The following is a 20,660-nucleotide window of genomic DNA, read 5'->3' as shown; positions in this document are numbered from 1 at the left end:
GGCGATGCCGCACCGACTACCGGCGGCCCCGCCCTGCCCCCCGCGCCCTCGGCACTACCGACCGCGCATCGTCGCGTGCGTTCGCCGCGCTGGCTGATTCCGTCCGCGATCGCCGCGCTGCTGCTGGTCGGCGTGATCGGATGGTGGTTCTTCGGGCCAGACGCGCAGGACCCGGCGCCGACCGTGGCGATCGCAGCGATGCCAAACGATGGCGGACACGAAAGCGATCCGGCCCGCCCCGACACCGCGATCCTGGTCGGCGACTCCGCCGGCGCCGTCGCGGCGCAATCTTCGGCACCGGAAACGGATGACCCGCTGGCGCGGCTCGGCCAGCCAGCGGCGACCGGCAGCGCGCCTTCGGCCGAACCCGTCGCCGCGAGCACCAGCCCGGCCTGGCCGGCCCTCGACGCTCCTGCCGCTCCCGGGGCGATGGCATCGACCAAGACGCCTTCGCCGCGACGGACCGCCGCCGGTCCGCGCAGCGCGCGCGCAACGCGCAGCGCTTCCGTCCAGCCGGGCGACGAGAATCTGCTGGCCACCCTGCTCGACAACATCTACCAGGGGCAGTCGCGCGGCACCACCACCGTCGGCCAGCCGCAGACCATGGACGAACTGGTCGAGGACCTGCTGAAAGAAGACGCCTCGACCGCTTCCGTCGACGGCATCGAGCAGAGCTCGGCCAAGCTGCAGTCCCGCATGCGCAATTGTCCGCCCGCCAACACCGTGCAGGGCATCAGCTGCCGGCAGAAACTGTGCGCCAAGCTGAAGCAGCCCGATCCCGCCTGCCCCAGTCCGCAATAGTCCGTCGTCCACTGCGGAGTGCGAGAATGCCGACATGGACACGCTCTCCGCCGAACACGCCGCCGGCCGCCTGCATGCGGGCGGTGTGATCGCCTACCCGACCGAGGGCGTGTGGGGCCTGGGTTGCGACCCGCTCGACGAATTCGCGGTGATGCGCCTGCTGGCGATCAAGCACCGTCCTCCCGACAAGGGCCTGATCCTGATCGCCGATGCGCTGGAGCCGCTGCGTGATTTTCTCGACCTGACGGCGCTGCCCGCCGAACGGCTGTCCGAAGTGCTGGCGAGCTGGCCCGGGCCGCATACCTGGATCCTGCCAGCCAGCGCCAAGGCGCCCGGCTGGATCACCGGCAACCACGACGGCATCGCCGTGCGGGTCAGCGCACATCCTGCGGTCGTCGCCCTGTGCCGCGCCCATGGCGGTGCCCTGGTCTCGACCAGCGCCAACCTGGCCGGGCAGCCGGCACCGCGGCGGCGCGAAGCTCTCGATCCGGCCCTGCTGGCGCTGGTGGACGGCGTGCTGGAAGGCGAAACCGGAGAGTTGGTCGAGGCCACGCCGATCCGCGATGCGCGCAGCGGTGCGCGACTGCGCGGCTGAACAAACACGATCGCCGGACTTGCATGGACGGCCCGTTCGCGCACACTGCGGCCATGTCCCGAGCGGAAACCGCCTGCCTGCTATTGTTCCTGCTGCTGTCGGCAACGGCGTTGCCACTGCATGCCGACGAAGTCGTCATCTACCGCTGCACTGACGCCAGCGGCCACACCAGCCTGCGTGATTCGCCATGCCTGGCCGGCGAAACCCAGGAGATCCGCAGCATGCAGCGGCCGAAAGACCCGCCGCCGGCGCTCGCGGTTCCTGCTGCGCCCGCCGACGCGGTCGAACCGCCGTCACCACCGCGTGAAGTGCAGGTAGTCTACCGCGCCCCGCCGCGGCCGATGTACGAATGCGTCACGCCCGAAGGCGATCGCTACGACAGCGACGATGGCGAAGGCAATCCGCGCTGGGTGCCGTTGTGGACGCTGGGCTATCCGCCGGTGCAGCGTCCCGGTGGACCGGTGGTGGTGCCCACAGGCGGTGGCACCTGGGTGCGCGACAGCTGCCACATGCTGCCGCAGCAGGAAGCCTGTGCGCGGCTGTCCGACCGTCGCTACGAAATCAAGCGGCGTTACCACAGTGCGCTGCAGAGCGAACGACGCGCACTGGATCTGGAACAACGCGACATCGAGGCGCGGATGAACAACGATTGCGGAGGCTATTGATGCGACAGGTCGCATTGCTCGCGCTGGCTGCGTCCCTGCTGCATCTCGCCCAACCAGGCATGGCCACGGACGTGGTGATCTATCGCTGCACCGACGCCGCCGGCCAGCTGACCCTGCAGAACGAACCCTGCGGTGCCGGCATGCACGAGGAGAAGCGCACCGTGTCCAGCGTCAACACGGTGCCGATGGACAATCTGCCCGCGCGCCCGGCCACGCCATCGCCGGCAGCGCCACCGGTCCCCGCGACGCAAGCGGGCAGCGCTGTGCTGGACACGGCCGCCGCCCCGTCGAGCCCGCCTGAAGCCCCGCCGCCCGCGGAAAACCGCCTGCCGCCACCAGTGATCTTCAGTTGCACCGCGCCCGACACCGGCGGCAGCTACATCACCGAAAGCGACCAGCCGCAATCCCGCTGCGTGCCCTTGCGTACCGTCGGTCTGGACGGCAACCCGCAGACCGGCGCCGGCCAGGCCTGCGAAATCGTGCACGATGTCTGCGCGCGCGTGCCGGACGAGCAGCTGTGCGAGACCTGGCGCAAGCGCCTGAGCGAAACCGAAGTCGCCTGGCGCTTCGGCCGAGCGGAAAACGCGGCGAAGAACCGGGCCGAATTCGAGCGCGTGCAGCGCATCCTGGCCGAAAGTACCTGCAGCGGCCCGTGACCGCGATGCCCGCGTTTTTCAGAAGCCGTAGCGCAGGAAGCCGCCGTCCACGGCGATGCATTCGCCGGTGATGTAGCTGGCCGCCGGCAGGCACAGGAAGGCGACCGCCGCGGCCACTTCCTCCGGTTCGCCGATCCGGCGCATCGGCGTGCGTTCGATCACTTCCTCGTAGTAGTCCACATCGGCCAGCGGGGCCGAGGTGCGCCGGGTGCGGATGTACCACGGCGCCACCGCGTTGACCCGCACGCCGTCCTCGGCCCATTCGGTCGCCAGGTTGCGGGTCAGCTGGTGCAGCGCGGCCTTGGTCATGCCGTAGGGCGAGCCGCTGCGCACTGCGGTGATGCCGGACACGCTGCCGACGTTGACGATCGCCGACGCCGCACGCCGCGACAGCAAGGGATGGGCGTAGCGCGACAGCTCGAAGGCCGAGAACAGGTTGGTCTCGAAGATGTCGCGCCACTCGTCCTCGGTGTAGTCGACGGTGGCCTTGCTGATGTTGCCGCCGGCATTGTTGACCAGCAGGTCCAGGCCGTCGGCGTGGTCTTCCACCCAGTCGAGGATCTCGCGCCGGTCCTCGTCGTCGGACACGTCCGCAGCCAGACCGAGCACGCCCTGCTCGGGGAATTCGTCGGACAACTCGTCGCGGACCGTTTCCAGCATGTCGGCATTGCGCGCCACCAGCATGACGTCGGCGCCCAGGCCGAGCAGCTCGCGGGCGACGGCCAGACCGATGCCGGCGCTGGCGCCGGTGATCAGCGCCAGTTGTCCGTCCAGCCGCCAGCGATGGGTGCTCATGCGATCTTCGCCTCCGTGGGCGTAGCATACCCCTGCCTACTCACCGGGAGCTTGCATGAGTACTTTGCATCCGCTGGCCGTGCTGGCCGCAATCTGCGCCTTGGCCGGCTGCCAGCCCGAACCGCCGCCGCTGGAGCAGCCGCCCGAGCCTCAGGCGACCGCCGCAGCGAAACCGGCGAACACCGAACTCCGTGACGCCATTCAGGCGCCGCAGGACAAGGCGCGCGCCGTGGAAGACACCTTGCAGCAGGCCGACCAGAAGCGCCGCGAGGAGCTGGAGGCGGCGGAGCAGTAAGCGACCGCGTCAGTCGGTTGCCTTCAGCTTCTCCAGATACTCCGCCTGCAGCGCCTGCAGCTTCGGCATCATCCCGAGCACGCGCTGCTGGCTCAACTCCATGCTGTATTGCATGACCTGCGGCATCTTGGCGATCACCGCCTTGCCGGCATCGCTGCGATAGAACTGCAGCATGCCGTCGATTTCGTCCTGGCTGAAGGACTTGCGGTAGATGTCGATGAAGGACGGCTCCAGGCTGTCCCAGTCCAGCGTCTCGCCGAGCAGGCCGACGAGCTTGGCGTTCATTTCCGCGACCAGAGCCTGCTGCGCATCGTCCAGCTCGTGGCCCTGCAAGGCCTGCTGGGTCGTGGCCTGCATCATCGGCTCGATCTGGGCGATCGAGGCATCGATCATCTTGCGCGCCTCAGTCACCTGCAACAGGTCGCGCACCGAGGCTTCGCTGGGCAGCGATTCGGCGGCGACGGCGGTGGCAACGATGGCAAACGGGAACAGCAGCAGCAACACGGCAACCCACGACTTCCTGATCATCACGCGAACTCCTTGAGTGAAGTGGTAAACGGTTGCGGACCTACATCCCGCAGAAGCAGTAGGCCAGCGACTTCACCGGCGTGCCGTTGCGGTCCTTGACCGCATTCTCGACGAAGCGCAGCTGCGCCTCGGTTTCCGGCAACGCCTTGACCAGCAGCGCACGCGCCAGCCCCGAATCCTTCAGCCAGGCCGAGCCGAGGCGGCTGCCGGCGAAGCCACCGAGGAACCGCTCGAACGGCGTTGCCATGCGCTCGATGTAGCGCACGCGGTACTTGCCGACATCGCCCAGCGTGGCGCGGGCGGCGGCATCGGCGATCGCCGCGTCCAGTCCGCCCAGTTCGTCGACCAGCCCGCGCTCCTTGGCCTGTGCACCACTCCAGACCCGGCCGCGGCCGATCGCGTCGATCTCCTCGACACTCTTCTTGCGCGCCGTGGCCACCTTGCCGGTGAAGTCGGCGTAGCCCTTGTCGATCACCGACTGGATGACCTGGCCGACCGCCGGGTCCAGCGGACGGCTGATGTCGAAGGCGCCGGCGAAGCGGGTAGTACCGACGCCGTCGGTATGCACGCCGACCTTGTCCAGGGTGCGGGTGATGTTGGGGATCAGGCCGAAGATGCCGATCGAGCCGCTGATGGTCGACGGGTCGGCGTAGATGCGGTCGGCGTTCATGCTGATCCAGTAGCCGCCGGACGCGGCCAGGTCGCCCATCGACACCACCACCGGCTTGCCGGCTTCCTGCAGCGCGACCACCTCGCGGCGGATCTGTTCGGAAGCGAACACCTCGCCACCGGGCGAATCCACCCGCAGCACCACCGCCTTGACGTCCTCGTCGTCGCGCGCCTCGCGCAGCAGGGCCGACGTCGATTCGCCGCCCACCGTACCCGGCGGCTGCTGGCCACCGGTGATTTCGCCAGCCGCCACCACCACTGCGACCTGCGGACGCTCATCGAGCGGATTGCGCTTGGCGTCGAGCTGGGCCAGATAGGCGCCCAGACCGATGCTGCGGAAGCCGTATTCGGAATCCTCGTCGGCGACGCCGCGCTCGGCCAGCAGGTCCTCGACTTCCTCGCGGGTTTTCAGGCCATCGACCAGCTTCTGCTGCAGGGCGAACTTGGCCAGGTCGCCGCCGGCTGCGGCAACGCCTTCGGGCAGGGTGTCGATGCCGGCCGCGATCGCTTCCGGGGTCAGCTTGCGCGCGCTGGCGACGTCTTGCAGATAGCGCTGCCACAGGTCGCCCATCCAGTACAGGTCGGCTTCCTTGGACTCCTTCGACGCGGCGTCGAGAATGTACGGCTCGGCGGCCGACTTGTATTCGCCGACGCGGAACAGGTGCACGTCCACCCCGAGCTTGTCCTGCAGCGCCTGCCGGTAGTACTGGCGATAGCGTCCCAGGCCTTCCAGCACCAGGCCGCCCATCGGATCCAGATAGACCTCGTCGGCCTGCGCGGCCAGCAGGTACTGGCCCTGGCCCAGCCCCTGGCTGAAGGCGACGACCTGCTTGCCGGACGCGCGCAGATCGGCCAGCGCCGCCGCGACTTCGCGCAGCGAGGCCCAGCCGCTGGCCTGCAACTTGTCCACGTCCAGCAGCACGCGCTCGATGCGCTTGTCGTCCTTGGCCGCCTCGATTCCGCGGATCAGGTCGCGCAGCTGCACTTCCTCGACGCTGGGGTCGCCCAGCGCACGACCGACATCGCGGGTCAGCGCATCGCGCGTGTACTGTTCGACCAGCGCGCCTTCCGGCGCAATCACCAGGGTCGTGCGCTCACCCATCGGGGTGATGCCACCGCCACTGCCGGCCACCATCACCAGGATCACCAGGAACAGCAGCAGCAGGCCGAAGAACAGCAGGTTGAGGATCAGCCGGCGGGTGAAATTCATCACGTCCCACAGGCCGACGAAGAAAGTGGCGATGGGGCCGCGCGACGGGGCGGGTTGGTTCATGGGGAAGCTCCTGCTGCGATACCGGCAGCTTAACGGCTGCAAGCGGCGGTTTCATGCGCCGATCGTCATTGCGTCCGGGCCATGTGCATGAGCGGACACAGCCCGGCATCTCTCATTGACCGTCGGCGAAGGCCTGCAATCGTCGGCTGCTGCGCAGGAAGCGCCCGCCCAGCAAGACCGCCGCCACCACCAGCCCGGCGATCAGGCCCGCCCACATACCCTTCGGCCCCAGGCCCAGCCCCAGCCCCAGGCCGGCGCCCAGCGGCATGCCGACGCCCCAATAGGCCAGCGCCGCCAGCAGCATCGGCACCTGGGTGTCCTTCAGCCCGCGCAGGGCGCCGTTCGACAACGCCTGCACGCCGTCGGGGAACTGGAACGCCGCCGCGAACAGCAGCAGGCTGGCCGCCAGCCCCGCCACCGCGGCATCACGGGTGTACCAGGCGGCGATCACATCGTGCCCCAGCAGCAGGGCCAGGCCGGTCAGCGCCTGGGTCGCCAGCACCAGCGCCAGCCCGGCCCACACGGCGCGGCGCACGCCTTCGGTGCCGCGGCCGCCGCCAAGCGCATGCCCGACCCGCACCGTGGTCGCCTCGGCGACGCCGAACGGGATCATGAAGCACAGGCTGGCCACGTTGATGGCGATCTGGTGCGCCGCCGCCGGCACTTCGCCCAACCGGCCGATCAGCAGCGCGGTGGCGATGAACAGGCCGCCTTCCATCAGCACGGTGATCCCGATCGGCAGCCCGGTCCGCAGCAGGGCGCCGATCTGGCGCGCATCCGGTGCTTCCAGCCGCACGAACAGATGCAATCCGGCGAACCGCTTCGACCGCGCCAGATAGGCGAAGAACACCGTCGCCTGCGTCCACATCATCACCGACGACGCCAGTCCCAGCCCCTTCGCCCCCAGTTCCGGCAAGCCGCCCAAGCCAAAGGTCAGCGCATAGCCTAGCGGGGCCAGCAGCAGCAGGCCGCCGAAGCCCAGCACCAGGGTCGGCAGGGTCCAGTGCAAGCCGTCGCTGAGGTAGCGCATGGCGTAGTACAGGGTCAGCGCGGGCATGCCCCAGCGCAGGCCGTCGAGAAAAGCGGCCGCCGCCGGACGCACTTCGGCGGCGATCCCCATCGGCGCCAGCAGCAGGCCGGCCAGGCTGAGGAAGCCGAACAGCAGCAGCCCAAGCGTCGCCGCCAGCCACAGCGCCTGCCGGAACAGCGGCCCGATCCGTTCGTGCCGGCCGCTGCCGTCCAGTTGCGACACCATCGCCGGCAAGGCCATCAGCGTGCCCATCGGCACCATCATCGGCAGCCAGAACATCGCCGTGCCCACCGCCACCCCGGCCAGGGTATCGGTGCCGTGGCGACCGGCGATGACGCTGTCGACGAAGCCGAACAGGCCGGTGGCCAGATGGCCGCCGACCAGCGGCGCGGCAAGAACGGCCGTGCGGCGCACTTCGCTGGCGAAGGGCGTCCGGGCCTGGGCACGGGAGGTCATGCGAGTGCTCGAACGGCTGCGGTCGCGCCATCGGAATGCGGCGCTGGCCCCGGGCCGGGACACGCATTCTAGCCAGCCCGGCTGGCCGGCGGTGCCCCGCACCGGAATGGTGCTTGGACCGCACCGTTGCGGCAAGCCGGGCTGTCATGTCGCTGCAAACCTTTGATGCAGACCGGAATTTGCCCGGCAAGGTTGTGCACAGCGGCACGACGCGGGAGTGCGGCCGTGTTCGCGCCCGCTCCGGCGCCCGGATGACATTCCCGTTTCACGCCTATCTGTTTGATTTTTAAATGAATTATTTATTTGGCGATTTTTTCGCCAATCCAGATGACAGGCTTGTGATACGGCGTCCGGGCCGTGAAGCCACAAGCCCATGCACAGTTTTATCCACAAGCTGTGTGGATAAGCGGGAATCTCCATGCGCGGCAGCAGCTTGCGTGATTCTCATCAATCGCGAGCCAGCTTTCCTTCGCAACTGTAGTCCCGCGCCGCGGCCCGCTGACGAGGCAAGGACGCTGGTTACACTGAGCCGATGTCCGCCGCCGCATCCGTCCTGCGCATCGCCCTGCCCTTGCCGTTGCCGCAGGCCTTCGACTACCTGCCACCGGACACTGATACGGTCGGCGCGGATGCTGTCGGCCGCCGCGTCCGGGTGCCGTTCGGCCCGCGCGAGCTGGTCGGCACCGTGGTCGAAATCGCGCCGACAGACCCGCAAGTCGGCGACCTGCGCACCGCGCTGGCCTGGCTGGATCCCGAACCGTTGCTGCAAGGCGAGTTGCTGGCCTCGCTGCGCTGGCTGGCGCGCTACACCCAGGCTCCCCTCGGCGAAGTACTGGCCACCGCCCTGCCGGCCGCGCTGCGCCGCGGCGAACCGCTGCCGGACACCCATGCCTGGGCCTGGCAACTGACCGAAGCCGGCATCGAGGCCCTGCCCGGCCTGCGCAAGAACAGCCGACCGCGTCGGCTGGCCGAACACCTGCACGCGGCGGTGTTGCACGAAGACGCGCTGGACCGGCTGCTGGACGGCTGGCGAACGCCGATGCGCAGCCTGGCCGCGCGCGGCCATGTCGAACGCCTGGCGGTGCCGGCCTCGTCGCAAGCGCCGTTGCCGCACCCCGGACCGGCGCTCAACGCCGAACAGCGCGCGGCGATCGAATCGGTCCGCGCCACCGACGGCTTCGCGCCATTCCTGCTGGACGGGGTGACCGGCAGCGGCAAGACCGAGGTCTATTTGCAGGCCATCGCCGATTGCCTGGCCCGTGGCAAGCAGGCGCTGGTGCTGGTGCCGGAAATCGGCCTGACCCCGCAACTGCTGGCGCGGTTCCGCAGCCGTCTCGGCGTGCCGGTGCATGCCAGCCATTCCGGGTTGAACGACAACGAACGCGCGCGCACCTGGGCGGCGGCCTGGCGCGGCGAGGCGCGGGTGATCGTCGGCACCCGTTCGGCCGCCTTCGTGCCGTTGCCGGACGCCGGGCTGATCGTCGTCGACGAGGAACACGACGCCAGCTACAAGCAACAGGACGGCATCCACTACCACGCCCGCGATTTCGTTCTGGTGCGCGGCAAGGCGCTGGAGGTTCCGGTGTTGCTGGGCAGCGCAACGCCGTCGCTGGAAAGCCTGTACAACGCGCGCAACGACCGTTACCGACTGCTGCGCCTGAGCCGGCGCGCCGGCGAAGCGAAGCCGCCGCAGGTGCGGGTGATCGACGTGCGCAAGCGTGCGCTGCAGGCCGGACTGTCGCAACAGGTGCTGGACGCGGTGCGCGCCGCGCTGGATGCCGGTGGCCAGGTGCTGGTGTTCCGCAACCGCCGCGGCTACGCGCCGGTGCTGCTCTGTCACGACTGCGGCTGGAGCGCGCGCTGCCCGCGCTGCGACACCCCGCTGACCGCGCACAACGGCGGCCGGCGTCTGCAATGCCACCATTGCGGCTATCGCAAGCTGTCGCCACCGGCCTGCCCGGATTGCGCCAGCCTCGCCCTGCAGCCGCAGGGCGTCGGCACCGAGCGGCTGGAGGAACTGCTGGCAGAGCAATTCACCGACGTGCCGGTGCTGCGCATCGACCGTGGCAGTACCCGCCGCAAGGACGCGCTGGAAAAGCATCTGCACGAACTCGCAGACCGCCCCGGCATCCTGATCGGCACGCAGATGCTGGCCAAGGGCCACGACCTGCCGCACCTGACCCTGGTGGTGGTGGTCGGCATCGACGAAGGGCTGTTCTCGGCCGACTTCCGCGCCGGCGAACGGCTGGCGCAATTACTGGTGCAGGTAGCAGGGCGCGCCGGGCGCGCCGGCAAGCCGGGCGAAGTCGTGTTGCAGACCCATCACCCGGAGCACCCGCTGCTGCAGACGCTGATCCGCGGCGGTTATCACGCCTTTGCCGAACAGGAACTGGAGCAGCGCGAAGCCGCCGGCTTCCCGCCATTCGCGCATCTGGCCCTGCTGCGCGCCGAAGCCAAGCATGCCGGACCGCCGATGGATTTCCTGCGCGCGGCCCGCGATACCCTGCTGCCGGCCTGCGCCGAGCAGGTCGAGCTCAGCGGCCCGCTGCCGGCGCCGATGCCGCTGCGCGCCGGCATGCATCGCACGCAGTTGCTGCTGTCCGCGTCCTCGCGTCGCGAACTGCACGCCGCGCTGGAAGCGGCCATGCCGAAGATTCACGCGCTGCCTGACGCACGCAAGACCCGCTGGTCGCTGGACGTGGATCCGATCGACCTGTACTGAGACCCGACTCGCGCAAGGCGTGACGCCGACGCCCGCAACCGCCAGAATCGTGGCGACGCCCGCCCGCGGACAACGAATGGCCCCGACTGCCGGACCCGGAATGACTCCCGCGCACCGCCTGCGCAGCATCTTCAGCGGCTCGATCGGCAACCTGGTCGAGTGGTACGACTGGTATGTCTACGCGGCGTTCTCGCTGTATTTCGCCGAAGCGTTCTTCCCCGGCGGCGACCGCACCAGCCAGCTGCTGAAAACGTCGGCCATCTTCGCCGTCGGTTTCCTGATGCGTCCGCTGGGCGCCTGGATGCTTGGCCGCTACGCCGACCGCCACGGCCGCAAGCGCGCACTGATGCTGTCGGTGACGATGATGTGCAGCGGCTCGCTGCTGATCGCCTGCACGCCGGTCCACGCCAGCATCGGCATGGCCGCGCCGGTCCTGCTGGTGCTGGCGCGGCTGCTGCAGGGGCTGAGCGTGGGCGGCGAATACGGCACCTCGGCAACCTATCTGAGTGAAGTCGCTTCGCGCGGGCATCGCGGTTTCTGGGCCAGCATGCAGTACGTGACCCTGGTGATGGGCCACCTGATCGCGCTCGGCGTGCTGATCGCGCTGCAACGGCTGTTCCTGGACGAACAGCAACTGCGCGCCTGGGGCTGGCGGATCCCGTTCGTGATCGGCGCCATCGCCGCAGTCGTGGCGCTGTGGCTGCGGCGGGCGATGGTCGAAAGCGAGTCGTTCGAACGCAGCGAAACCATCGCATCGGCCGCCGACAACGCGCGCCAGGGCACGCTGCACGAACTGGCGAAGCATCCGCGCGCGGTGCTGACGGTGGTCGGCCTGACCATGGGCGGCACCCTGGCCTTCTATACCTACACGACCTACGTGCACAAGTTCATGGTCAACAGCGCCGGTATCGCCAACAGCACGGCGAGCCTGATCAACGCGTCGACCCTGTTCGTCTTCATGCTGCTGCAACCGCTGGTCGGCGCGCTTTCGGACCGGATCGGCCGACGCCCGATCCTGATCGCCTTCGGCGTGCTCGGCACCCTGTGCACCTGGCCGATCCTGTCCGCGCTACAGCATGCGTCCAGTCCCGCGCAGGCCTTCTGGCTGATCCTCGCGGCGCTGGTCATCGTCAGCGGATACACCTCGATCAATGCCGTGGTGAAGGCCGAACTGTTCCCGGTCGAGATCCGCGCGCTCGGCGTCGGCCTGCCGTATGCGCTGACCGTGGCCCTGTTCGGCGGCAGCGCCGAATACGTGGCACTGTGGTTCAAGCACATCGGCTTCGAGCGCGGCTTCTACGGCTACGTCACCGCCTGCATCGCCCTCTCGCTGCTGGTCTACCTGTGGATGCCGGATACCCGGCGCAACTCGCGGATCGACCTCGACTGAAACGGCATCGTCGCACAAATGGAAACGGCCCGGAGCGATTCGGGCCGTTTCGTTTCACGCAGTACACGTGATCAGGCGGTGAACAGCGCCTTCATCTTCTTCAACGCATTGGCCTCAATCTGGCGGATGCGCTCGGCGGACACGCCGTATTCGTCGGCCAGTTCCTGCAGGGTGACCTTGTTGTCGGCGTCCAGCCAGCGGCGGGCGACGATGTCGCGCGAACGCGCATCCAGGCTGGCCATGCCTTCGCGCAACAGCTCAAGCTGGTTGTCCTCGCTGTCGGCGCGCTCGTAGGCCTGCGACGGATCTTCCTCGTGCGCGACCAGATAGTTGGCCGGCGCCGGCGGCGCGTGATCATCGTCCTCGCCGGACGGAGCATCGAAACCGATGTCACGGCCGGACAGGCGCGATTCCATTTCCATCACTTCGCGCTCGGACACGTTGAGGTCGCGGGCGACCGCGCTGACCTCTTCGGCATTCAGCCAGCCGAGGCGGGTCTTGGCCTTGCGCAGGTTGAAGAACAGCTTGCGCTGCGCCTTGGTCGTGGCGACCTTGACGATGCGCCAGTTCTTCAGGATGAACTCGTGCATCTCGGCACGGATCCAGTGCACGGCGAAGCTGACCAGGCGCACGCCCTGGTCGGGGTCGAAGCGCTTGACCGCCTTCATCAGGCCGATGTTGCCTTCCTGGATCAGGTCGCCCAGCTGCAGGCCGTAGCCGCTGTAGCCGCGGGCGACGTGAACGACGAAGCGCAGGTGCGAATGCACCAGTTCGCGGGCCGCATCCAGATCGTCATCGTCGCGAAAACGGCGGGCCAGCGCCTGCTCGTCGTCGACCGACAGCACCGGAATCTGGTGCACGGCGCCGATGTAGGCCTCCAGCGAACCCAGCGCGCTGGGCACCGGCAGGCTGTGGGAAACCAAGGCTGTGGATGTCATGTTCTGGCTCATGGAATTCATCTTAGCAATCACGGGGTTTGACTGCTAATCCGGCCGATAGTTCCCTGTGTTCCGCGGCTGGAACGGCTGCCGAAGGCAGAAATTTTATCATTCAGAATCAATCACTTGAGGTTTGCTTGTGGACAGGGTCGCCACGCCGGTCGTTTCCCGCGCGGTCGCTGTCGGGAAAACCGCTTGCCGGCAGATGCATTGATCGCATCCATCAAGATTGATCAATGGGTTCTCCGGTGCCAGATTGTCCTCCCGATCCGCCGGTCCGGCGCCTTCCGCCCCGATCCCCGCCAGTCCGTGCCAGCCCCGAACACCGGATGCCCGCCATGAACACCAACTACCGCAAACCCCTGCCCGGCACCTCGCTGGAGTACTTCGACGCCCGCGCCGCAGTTGAGGCCATCGCCCCCGGCGCCTGGGACGGCCTGCCCTACACCTCGCGCGTGCATGCCGAGAACCTGGTCCGCCGCGCCGATCCGGACCGGCTGCACGATTACCTGACCCAGCTGATCGAGCGTCGGCGCGTCCTGGACTTCCCGTGGTTCCCGGTGCGCGTGGTCTGCCACGACATCCTCGGCCAGACCGCGCTGGTCGATCTGGCCGGTCTGCGCGACGCGATCGCCGACAAGGGCGGCGATCCGGCCCAGGTCAATCCGGTGGTCCCGACCCAGCTGATCGTCGATCACTCGCTGGCGGTCGAATATCCCGGTTTCGACAAGGACGCCTTCGCCCGCAACCGTGCGGTCGAGGACCGCCGCAACGCCGACCGCTTCGACTTCATCAACTGGACCAAGCGCGCGTTCCGCAACGTCGATGTCATCCCTCCCGGCAACGGCATCATGCATCAGATCAATCTGGAGAAGATGTCGCCGGTGGTCTACGTACAGGACGGCGTCGCCTTCCCCGACACCTGCGTCGGCACCGACAGCCACACCCCGCATGTCGATGCGCTGGGCGTGATCGCGGTCGGCGTCGGCGGCCTGGAAGCCGAAAACGTCATGCTCGGCCGCGCCTCGTGGATGCGGCTGCCGGACATCGTCGGCGTGCAACTGACCGGACGCCGCCAGCCGGGCATCACCTGCACCGACATCGTGCTGGCGCTGACCGAGTTCCTGCGCAAGGAAAAGGTGGTCGGTGCCTACCTGGAGTTCTACGGCGAAGGCGCCGACAGCCTGACCATCGGCGACCGCGCGACCATTTCCAACATGTGCCCCGAGTACGGCGCCACCGCGGCGCTGTTCTACATCGACGCGCAGACCATCGATTATCTGAAACTGACCGGCCGCGAGGACGAGCAGGTCAAACTGGTGGAAACCTATGCCAGGCACGCCGGCTACTGGTCCGACGCCCTGAAGGACGCGCGCTACGAGCGCGTACTGAGCTTCGACCTGTCCACCGTGGTGCGCAACATGGCCGGTCCCTCCAACCCGCACCGGCGCCTGCCGACCACCGCCCTGCACGAGCGCGGACTGGCCGACGAGGCCAAGCTGGCCGCGGCGAAGGCGGAAGAGGCGCAGGGCCTGATGCCGGACGGCGCGGTGATCATCGCCGCCATCACCAGCTGCACCAACACCTCCAATCCGCGCAACGTGATCGCCGCCGGCCTGCTGGCGCGCAACGCCAACGCACGCGGCCTGTTGCGCAAGCCGTGGGTGAAGACCTCGCTGGCGCCGGGTTCGAAAGCGGTGCAGCTGTACCTGCAGGAATCCGGTCTGCTGCCGGAACTGGAGCAACTGGGCTTCGGCATCGTCGGCTTCGCCTGCACCACCTGCAACGGCATGAGCGGCGCGCTGGACCCGAAGATCCAGCAGGAAATCATCGACCGCGACCTGTATTCGGTTGCCGTGCTGTCGGGCAACCGCAACTTCGACGGCCGCATCCATCCCTATGCCAAGCAGGCGTTCCTGGCCTCGCCGCCGCTGGTGGTTGCCTACCCCATCGCCGGCACCATCCGCTTCGACATCGAGCAGGACGCGCTGGGCGTCGATGCCGACGGCACGCCGGTCACGCTGAAGGACCTGTGGCCGAGCGACGAGGAGATCGACGCCATCGTCGCCGCCAGCGTGAAGCCGGAACAGTTCCGCAGCGTGTACGGACCGATGTTCAAGCTGCACGTCGAGTCCGGCGACAAGATCGACCCACTGTACGACTGGCGCCCGCAGAGCACCTATATCCGCCGTCCGCCGTACTGGGAAGGCGCGCTGGCCGGCGAGCGCACGCTCACCGGCATGCGCCCGCTGGCCGTGCTCGGCGACAACATCACCACTGACCACCTGTCGCCGTCCAATGCCATCCTCGCCAGCAGCGCCGCCGGTGAATACCTGGCAAAAATGGGTTTGCCGGAAGAGGACTTCAATTCCTACGCCACCCATCGCGGCGATCACCTGACCGCGCAGCGCGCCACCTTCGCCAACCCCAAGCTGATCAACGAAATGGCGGTGGTCGACGGCGAGGTCAAGCAAGGCTCGCTGACCCGGCTGGAGCCGGACGGCACCGTCATGCGCATGTGGGAGGCGATCGAGACCTACATGGATCGCAAGCAGCCGCTGATCATCGTCGCCGGCACCGATTACGGTCAGGGCAGCTCGCGCGACTGGGCGGCCAAGGGCGTGCGCCTGGCCGGGGTCGAGGCGATCGTCGCCGAGGGCTTCGAGCGAATTCACCGTACCAACCTGATCGGCATGGGTGTGCTGCCGCTGGAGTTCGAGCCGGGCACCAACCGCAAGACGCTCGGCCTGGACGGCAGCGAAACCTACGACGTCATCGGCGAACGCACCCCGCGCGCGACCCTGAAGTTGATCGTGCATCGACGCAATGGCGAAAGCATCGACGTCCCGGTCATCTGTCGCCTCGACACCGCCGAAGAAGTCTCGATCTACGAAGCCGGCGGCGTGCTGCAGCGTTTCGCCCAGGATTTTCTCGAATCGTCGAAGGCGGCCTGACATGAGCCACGTTGCGCAGATCCGCATTGCCGCCACTTACATGCGTGGCGGCACCAGCAAGGGCGTGTTCTTCCGGCGGGAAGACCTGCCGGCCTCGGCGCAAGTTCCGGGAGCGGCGCGCGACAAGCTGTTCCAGCGTGTGATCGGTTCGCCCGACCCCTACGGCAAGCAGACCGACGGCATGGGTGGGGCGACCTCCAGCACCAGCAAGTGCGTGATCGTGTCGCCGTCCGCAAAACCCGATCACGATGTGGATTACCTGTATGGCCAGGTGTCGATCGACAGCGATTTCGTCGACTGGTCCGGCAATTGCGGCAACCTGTCCACGGCCGCCGGCGCCTTCGCGCTGCACGCCGGTTACGTCGATCCGGCTCGCATACCGGAAAGCGGCACCTGTGTCGTACGCATCTGGCAGGCGAATATCGGCAAGACCATCATCGCCCACGTGCCGGTGACTGGCGGCCAGGTGCAGGAAACCGGCGATTTCGAACTGGACGGGGTGACCTTCCCGGCCGCCGAGATCGTGCTGGAATTCCTCGACCCGGCCGACGAGGACGAAGCCGGCGGCTCGATGTTTCCCACCGGCAATGTCGTCGATACGCTGGACGTGCCCGGCATCGGCGGTCTGCAGGCCACGATGATCACCGCCGGCATTCCGACCGTGTTCGTCAATGCCGCTGACATCGGTTTCGACGGTACCGAACTGCAACCTGCGATCAATGGCGATCCGGCGACCCTCAACAAGATGGAAGCCATCCGCGTGGCCGGCGCGCTGCGCATGGGTCTGATCAAGACGCCGGAAGAAGCGGCCAGCCGCCAGCACACGCCGAAGGTCGCCTTCGTCGCGCCACCGGCGGAATACGCGACATCGGCGGGCAAATCGATTCTGGCCGACGACATCGACCTTAATGTGCGGGCGATGTCGATGGGCAAGCTGCACCACGCGATGATGGGCACCGCCTCCGTCGCCATTGCCACTGCGGCGGCCGTTCCGGGAACGCTGGTCAACCTGGCGGCAGGCGGTGGGCAGCGCGACGCAGTCCGCTTCGGTCATCCCTCCGGCACCTTGCGTGTTGGCGCGGCCGTGCAGCAGGTCGATGGCCAGTGGACGGTGACCAAGGCGGTGATGAGCCGCAGCGCCCGGATCCTGATGGAAGGTTGCGTCCGCGTACCGGGCGACGCCTTCTAGATACGGCGACCGGAATCGTCGGCGTGCAAGGCGCGTGGCGAAAGTCGCGCGCTTTTTTCATGCCGGAATCGGATCGTCCGCCATCGGCAGACACCCCAGAAAAGCAAAAAGAAGAACCCCCAGCCTTGCGACTGGGGGTTCCGGGTAAAGACCCTGGCGATGACCTACTCTCGCATGGGAAGCCCACACTACCATCGGCGCAGCTGCGTTTCACTTCCGAGTTCGGAATGGGATCGGGTGGTGCCACAGCGCTAATTTCACCAGGGAGACGGTGGAGCGTCGCACATCCGTGCCGAAGCTACGGGCGGCGCCTGTCTCACATAGGGTCTTGGGACGTAGCGTTAACCTGGATTCTCTCCGACGTTTCGTCGAGTCCAAGGCAACTTGAGGTTATATGGTCAAGCCACACGGATCATTAGTATCAGTTAGCTCAATGCATTACTGCACTTACACACCTGACCTATCAACCACCTGGTCTTGATGGTTCCTTTAGGGGGCTTGTGCCCCGGGAGATCTCATCTTGAGGCGCGCTTCCCGCTTAGATGCTTTCAGCGGTTATCGCTTCCGAACATAGCTACCCGGCAGTGCCACTGGCGTGACAACCGGAACACCAGAGGTTCGTCCACTCCGGTCCTCTCGTACTAGGAGCAGCCCCTCTCAAATCTCCAACGCCCATGGCAGATAGGGACCGAACTGTCTCACGACGTTCTGAACCCAGCTCGCGTACCACTTTAAATGGCGAACAGCCATACCCTTGGGACCGACTACAGCCCCAGGATGTGATGAGCCGACATCGAGGTGCCAAACACCGCCGTCGATATGAACTCTTGGGCGGTATCAGCCTGTTATCCCCGGAGTACCTTTTATCCGTTGAGCGATGGCCCTTCCATACAGAACCACCGGATCACTAAGTCCTACTTTCGTACCTGCTTGATCCGTCGATCTTGCAGTCAAGCACGCTTATGCCTTTGCACACAGTGCGCGATGTCCGACCGCGCTGAGCGTACCTTCGAGCTCCTCCGTTACTCTTTGGGAGGAGACCGCCCCAGTCAAACTACCCACCATACATGGTCCCCGACCCGGATTACGGGCCTGGGTTAGAACGTCAAGCACATCAGGGTGGTATTTCAAGGTTGGCTCCACCGAAGCTGGCGCCTCGGTTTCAAAGCCTCCCACCTATCCTACACAGACGAACTCAACGTTCAATGTAAAGCTGTAGTAAAGGTTCACGGGGTCTTTCCGTCTTGCCACGGGAACGCTGCATCTTCACAGCGATTTCAATTTCACTGAGTCTCGGGTGGAGACAGCGCCGCTGTCGTTACGCCATTCGTGCAGGTCGGAACTTACCCGACAAGGAATTTCGCTACCTTAGGACCGTTATAGTTACGGCCGCCGTTTACCGGGGCTTCGATCAAGAGCTTCGCCTTGCGGCTGACCCCATCAATTAACCTTCCGGCACCGGGCAGGCGTCACACCCTATACGTCCACTTACGTGTTTGCAGAGTGCTGTGTTTTTGGTAAACAGTCGCAGCGGCCTGGTTACTTCGGCCTCCCCCAGCTATTCACCAGAAGAGGCGCACCTTCTCCCGAAGTTACGGTGCTATTTTGCCTAGTTCCTTCACCCGAGTTCTCTCAAGCGCCTGAGAATTCTCATCCTACCCACCTGTGTCGGTTTACGGTACGGTCTGTGCAAGCTGAAGCTTAGGAGCTTTTCCTGGAAGCGTGATATCAGCAGCTTTGTCCTAAAGGACTCGTCCTTAGTCTCAACGTTGCGCCCCCGGATTTGCCTAAGGGCACCGCCTCAACTCTCTCACCGGGACAACCAACGCCCGGCCTGCCTAACCTTCTCCGTCCCTCCATCGCACTTGCACGAGGTGCTGGAATATTAACCAGCTTCCCATCGACTACGGCTTTCGCCCTCGCCTTAGGGGCCGACTAACCCTGCGCCGATTAACGTTGCGCAAGGAAACCTTGGGCTTTCGGCGTGCGGGTTTTTCACCCGCATTATCGTTACTCATGTCAGCATTCGCACTTCCGATACCTCCAGCAGACTTCTCAATCCACCTTCGCAGGCTTACGGAACGCTCCTCTACCGCGCACACCAAAGTGTGCACCCCAAGCTTCGGTTCAGTACTTAGCCCCGTTAAATCTTCCCCGCAGACCGACTCGACCAGTGAGCTATTACGCTTTCTTTAAAGGGTGGCTGCTTCTAAGCCAACCTCCTGGCTGTCTGTGCCTTTCCACATGGTTTTCCACTTAGCACTGAATTTGGGACCTTAGCTGTGGGTCTGGGTTGTTTCCCTTTTCACGACGGACGTTAGCACCCGCCGTGTGTCTCCCATACAGTCCGTCTTGGTATTCGGAGTTTGCAATGGTTTGCTAAGTCGCGATGACCCGCTAGCCATAACAGTGCTCTACCCCCAAGAGGATACATATGAGGCGCTACCTAAATAGCTTTCGAGGAGAACCAGCTATCTCCGGGTTCGATTAGCTTTTCACTCCTAATCACACCTCATCCCCTACCTTTGCAACGGGAGTGGGTTCGGGCCTCCAGTACCTGTTACGGCACCTTCACCCTGGGCATGACTAGATCACCCGGTTTCGGGTCTACTGCCCGCGACTATGCGCCCTTTTCAGACTCGGTTTCCCTTCGCCTCCCCTATACGGTTAAGCTTGCCACGAACAGTAAGTCGCTGACCCATTATACAAAAGGTACGCAGTCACCCCGAAGGGCTCCTACTGCTTGTACGCACACGGTTTCAGGGTCTATTTCACTCCCCTCTCCGGGGTTCTTTTCGCCTTTCCCTCACGGTACTGGTTCACTATCGGTCGGTCAGGAGTATTTAGCCTTGGAGGATGGTCCCCCCATGTTCAGACAGGGTTTCTCGTGCCCCGCCCTACTCGTCTTCACTGAGGTGGCCCTTTCGAATACTGGGCTATCACCATCTATGGCGCACCTTTCCAGGCGCTTCTTCTAAAACCATCTCAGCTTAAGGGCTGGTCCCCGTTCGCTCGTCACTACTGAGGGAATCTCGGTTGATTTCTTTTCCTCCGGTTACTTAGATATTTCAGTTCACCGGGTTTGCCTCCAGCAGCTATGTATTCACTGCAGGATACTGCCGAAGCAGTGGGTTTCCCCATTCGGACATCGCGGGATCAAAGCTTGTTGCCAGCTCCCCCGCGCTTTTCGCAGGCTACCACGTCCTTCATCGCCTCTGACCGCCAAGGCATCCACCGTGTGCGCTTATTCGCTTGACCATATAACCCCAAGTCGCCTCAGGGTCGTCTGTGCTCGTGGGTACAAACCACGAACGCGAATATCAACGACATTCAAGTTTAGGGGCTTATATGCCCCCGCCTTAGCCTCAACGACACGTCTAGATGAAAATCCAAACGCTCGCTACGTCCCAAGTTGTCAAAGAACACAATGCCGGCCTCAACGCCAAGCATGTTTCATCGAACTTTTTTAGTGTGCGCAATGCAGAGTATTCGCCCGACCGGGATGGTGGGTCTGGGAGGACTCGAACCACCGACCTCACCCTTATCAGGGGTGCGCTCTAACCACCTGAGCTACAGACCCAAAACGTACAGGCCGAAGCCAGATGGTGGAGCCAGTCGGGATCGAACCGACGACCCCCTGCTTGCAAAGCAGGTGCTCTCCCAGCTGAGCTATGGCCCCGGAGCATGCGGCCCATGTGGGCTTC

Annotated in this window: 15 protein-coding genes, 2 tRNA genes and 2 rRNA genes; 10 read left to right on the top strand and 9 right to left on the bottom strand. The window is 65.7% G+C overall.

The window, feature by feature from the left end:
- Positions 1 to 75 precede the first annotated feature (75 nt).
- From CSC70_RS03170 to CSC70_RS03155, 4 genes are read left to right on the top strand one after another with little or no spacing between them, the layout of a single operon-like run.
- On the top strand, positions 76 to 801 hold the full coding sequence (locus CSC70_RS03170; protein ID WP_162455166.1) for a hypothetical protein: 726 nt from the start codon (positions 76 to 78) through the stop codon (positions 799 to 801).
- Positions 802 to 835: 34 nt separating this feature from the next.
- Positions 836 to 1,396, top strand: a complete 561-nt coding sequence (tsaC, locus tag CSC70_RS03165) for an L-threonylcarbamoyladenylate synthase type 1 TsaC (RefSeq protein ID WP_162455165.1) — start codon at positions 836 to 838, stop codon at positions 1,394 to 1,396.
- 53 nt (positions 1,397 to 1,449) lie between these two features.
- Entirely contained in the window at positions 1,450 to 2,061 is a 612-nt protein-coding gene (locus CSC70_RS03160; RefSeq protein WP_162455164.1) for a hypothetical protein, read from the top strand.
- A complete protein-coding gene (locus tag CSC70_RS03155) occupies positions 2,061 to 2,717 on the top strand; it encodes a DUF4124 domain-containing protein (protein ID WP_162455163.1) in 657 nt (218 codons plus the stop codon). Before CSC70_RS03160 ends, CSC70_RS03155 begins: the two co-directional genes overlap by 1 nt.
- An 18-nt stretch (positions 2,718 to 2,735) precedes the next feature.
- Here the strand turns inward: CSC70_RS03155 and CSC70_RS03150 are convergent, their stop codons facing one another.
- Entirely contained in the window at positions 2,736 to 3,512 is a 777-nt protein-coding gene (locus CSC70_RS03150) for an SDR family oxidoreductase (protein ID WP_162455162.1), read from the bottom strand.
- Between the two features lie 55 nt (positions 3,513 to 3,567).
- Here CSC70_RS03150 and CSC70_RS03145 point away from each other — a divergent pair, with 55 nt between their 5' ends.
- Complete coding sequence (locus tag CSC70_RS03145; RefSeq protein ID WP_162455161.1) at positions 3,568 to 3,807, top strand: hypothetical protein; 240 nt, start codon at positions 3,568 to 3,570, stop codon at positions 3,805 to 3,807.
- 9 nt (positions 3,808 to 3,816) lie between these two features.
- Here the strand turns inward: CSC70_RS03145 and CSC70_RS03140 are convergent, their stop codons facing one another.
- From CSC70_RS03140 to CSC70_RS03130, 3 genes are all read right to left on the bottom strand, one after another.
- Positions 3,817 to 4,335, bottom strand: coding sequence for a DUF2059 domain-containing protein (locus CSC70_RS03140; RefSeq protein ID WP_162455160.1), 519 nt, complete (start codon positions 4,333 to 4,335; stop codon positions 3,817 to 3,819).
- 40 nt (positions 4,336 to 4,375) lie between these two features.
- Complete coding sequence (gene sppA, locus CSC70_RS03135) at positions 4,376 to 6,277, bottom strand: signal peptide peptidase SppA (RefSeq protein WP_162455159.1); 1,902 nt, start codon at positions 6,275 to 6,277, stop codon at positions 4,376 to 4,378.
- 112 nt (positions 6,278 to 6,389) lie between these two features.
- Entirely contained in the window at positions 6,390 to 7,763 is a 1,374-nt protein-coding gene (locus tag CSC70_RS03130) for an MATE family efflux transporter (RefSeq protein ID WP_162455158.1), read from the bottom strand.
- A 113-nt stretch (positions 7,764 to 7,876) separates the two neighbouring features.
- On the opposite strand from CSC70_RS03130, the gene CSC70_RS03125 reads away from it, so the two are divergent.
- From CSC70_RS03125 to CSC70_RS03115, 3 genes are all read left to right on the top strand, one after another.
- The gene (locus CSC70_RS03125; protein WP_162455157.1) at positions 7,877 to 8,053 is read left to right on the top strand and encodes a hypothetical protein; all 177 of its coding nucleotides are present in this window, start codon (positions 7,877 to 7,879) and stop codon (positions 8,051 to 8,053) included.
- Positions 8,054 to 8,295: 242 nt separating this feature from the next.
- The gene (locus CSC70_RS03120) at positions 8,296 to 10,485 is read left to right on the top strand and encodes a primosomal protein N' (protein WP_162455156.1); all 2,190 of its coding nucleotides are present in this window, start codon (positions 8,296 to 8,298) and stop codon (positions 10,483 to 10,485) included.
- Positions 10,486 to 10,585: 100 nt separating this feature from the next.
- A complete protein-coding gene (locus CSC70_RS03115) occupies positions 10,586 to 11,875 on the top strand; it encodes an MFS transporter (RefSeq protein ID WP_246189300.1) in 1,290 nt (429 codons plus the stop codon).
- Between the two features lie 71 nt (positions 11,876 to 11,946).
- On the opposite strand, the gene rpoH is transcribed toward CSC70_RS03115, so the two are convergent.
- Positions 11,947 to 12,825, bottom strand: coding sequence for an RNA polymerase sigma factor RpoH (gene rpoH / locus CSC70_RS03110; RefSeq protein ID WP_162455154.1), 879 nt, complete (start codon positions 12,823 to 12,825; stop codon positions 11,947 to 11,949).
- Positions 12,826 to 13,151: 326 nt separating this feature from the next.
- On the opposite strand from rpoH, the gene acnD reads away from it, so the two are divergent.
- Positions 13,152 to 15,767 carry a Fe/S-dependent 2-methylisocitrate dehydratase AcnD gene (gene acnD, locus CSC70_RS03105; protein WP_162455153.1) on the top strand — a complete coding sequence of 872 codons (2,616 nt, stop codon included), beginning with the start codon at positions 13,152 to 13,154 and terminating at the stop codon, positions 15,765 to 15,767.
- A gap of 1 nt (position 15,768) precedes the next feature.
- Positions 15,769 to 16,956 carry a 2-methylaconitate cis-trans isomerase PrpF gene (prpF, locus tag CSC70_RS03100; protein ID WP_162455152.1) on the top strand — a complete coding sequence of 396 codons (1,188 nt, stop codon included), beginning with the start codon at positions 15,769 to 15,771 and terminating at the stop codon, positions 16,954 to 16,956.
- Between the two features lie 151 nt (positions 16,957 to 17,107).
- Here prpF and rrf read toward each other — a convergent pair.
- From rrf to CSC70_RS03080, 4 genes are all read right to left on the bottom strand, one after another.
- A 5S ribosomal RNA gene (rrf, locus tag CSC70_RS03095) occupies positions 17,108 to 17,221 on the bottom strand.
- 129 nt (positions 17,222 to 17,350) lie between these two features.
- Positions 17,351 to 20,214 (bottom strand): 23S ribosomal RNA (locus CSC70_RS03090).
- A 245-nt stretch (positions 20,215 to 20,459) separates the two neighbouring features.
- A tRNA-Ile gene (locus tag CSC70_RS03085) sits at positions 20,460 to 20,536 on the bottom strand.
- 23 nt (positions 20,537 to 20,559) lie between these two features.
- Positions 20,560 to 20,635, bottom strand: a tRNA-Ala gene (locus CSC70_RS03080).
- Between the last annotated feature and the right edge of the window lie 25 nt (positions 20,636 to 20,660).

This window comes from Pseudoxanthomonas kalamensis DSM 18571, assembly GCF_010211745.1.
Taxonomy (GTDB): domain Bacteria; phylum Pseudomonadota; class Gammaproteobacteria; order Xanthomonadales; family Xanthomonadaceae; genus Pseudoxanthomonas_A; species Pseudoxanthomonas_A kalamensis.
The sequence above is the reverse complement of the archived record's forward strand: the minus strand, read 5'-3'. Positions and strand labels throughout refer to the sequence as shown.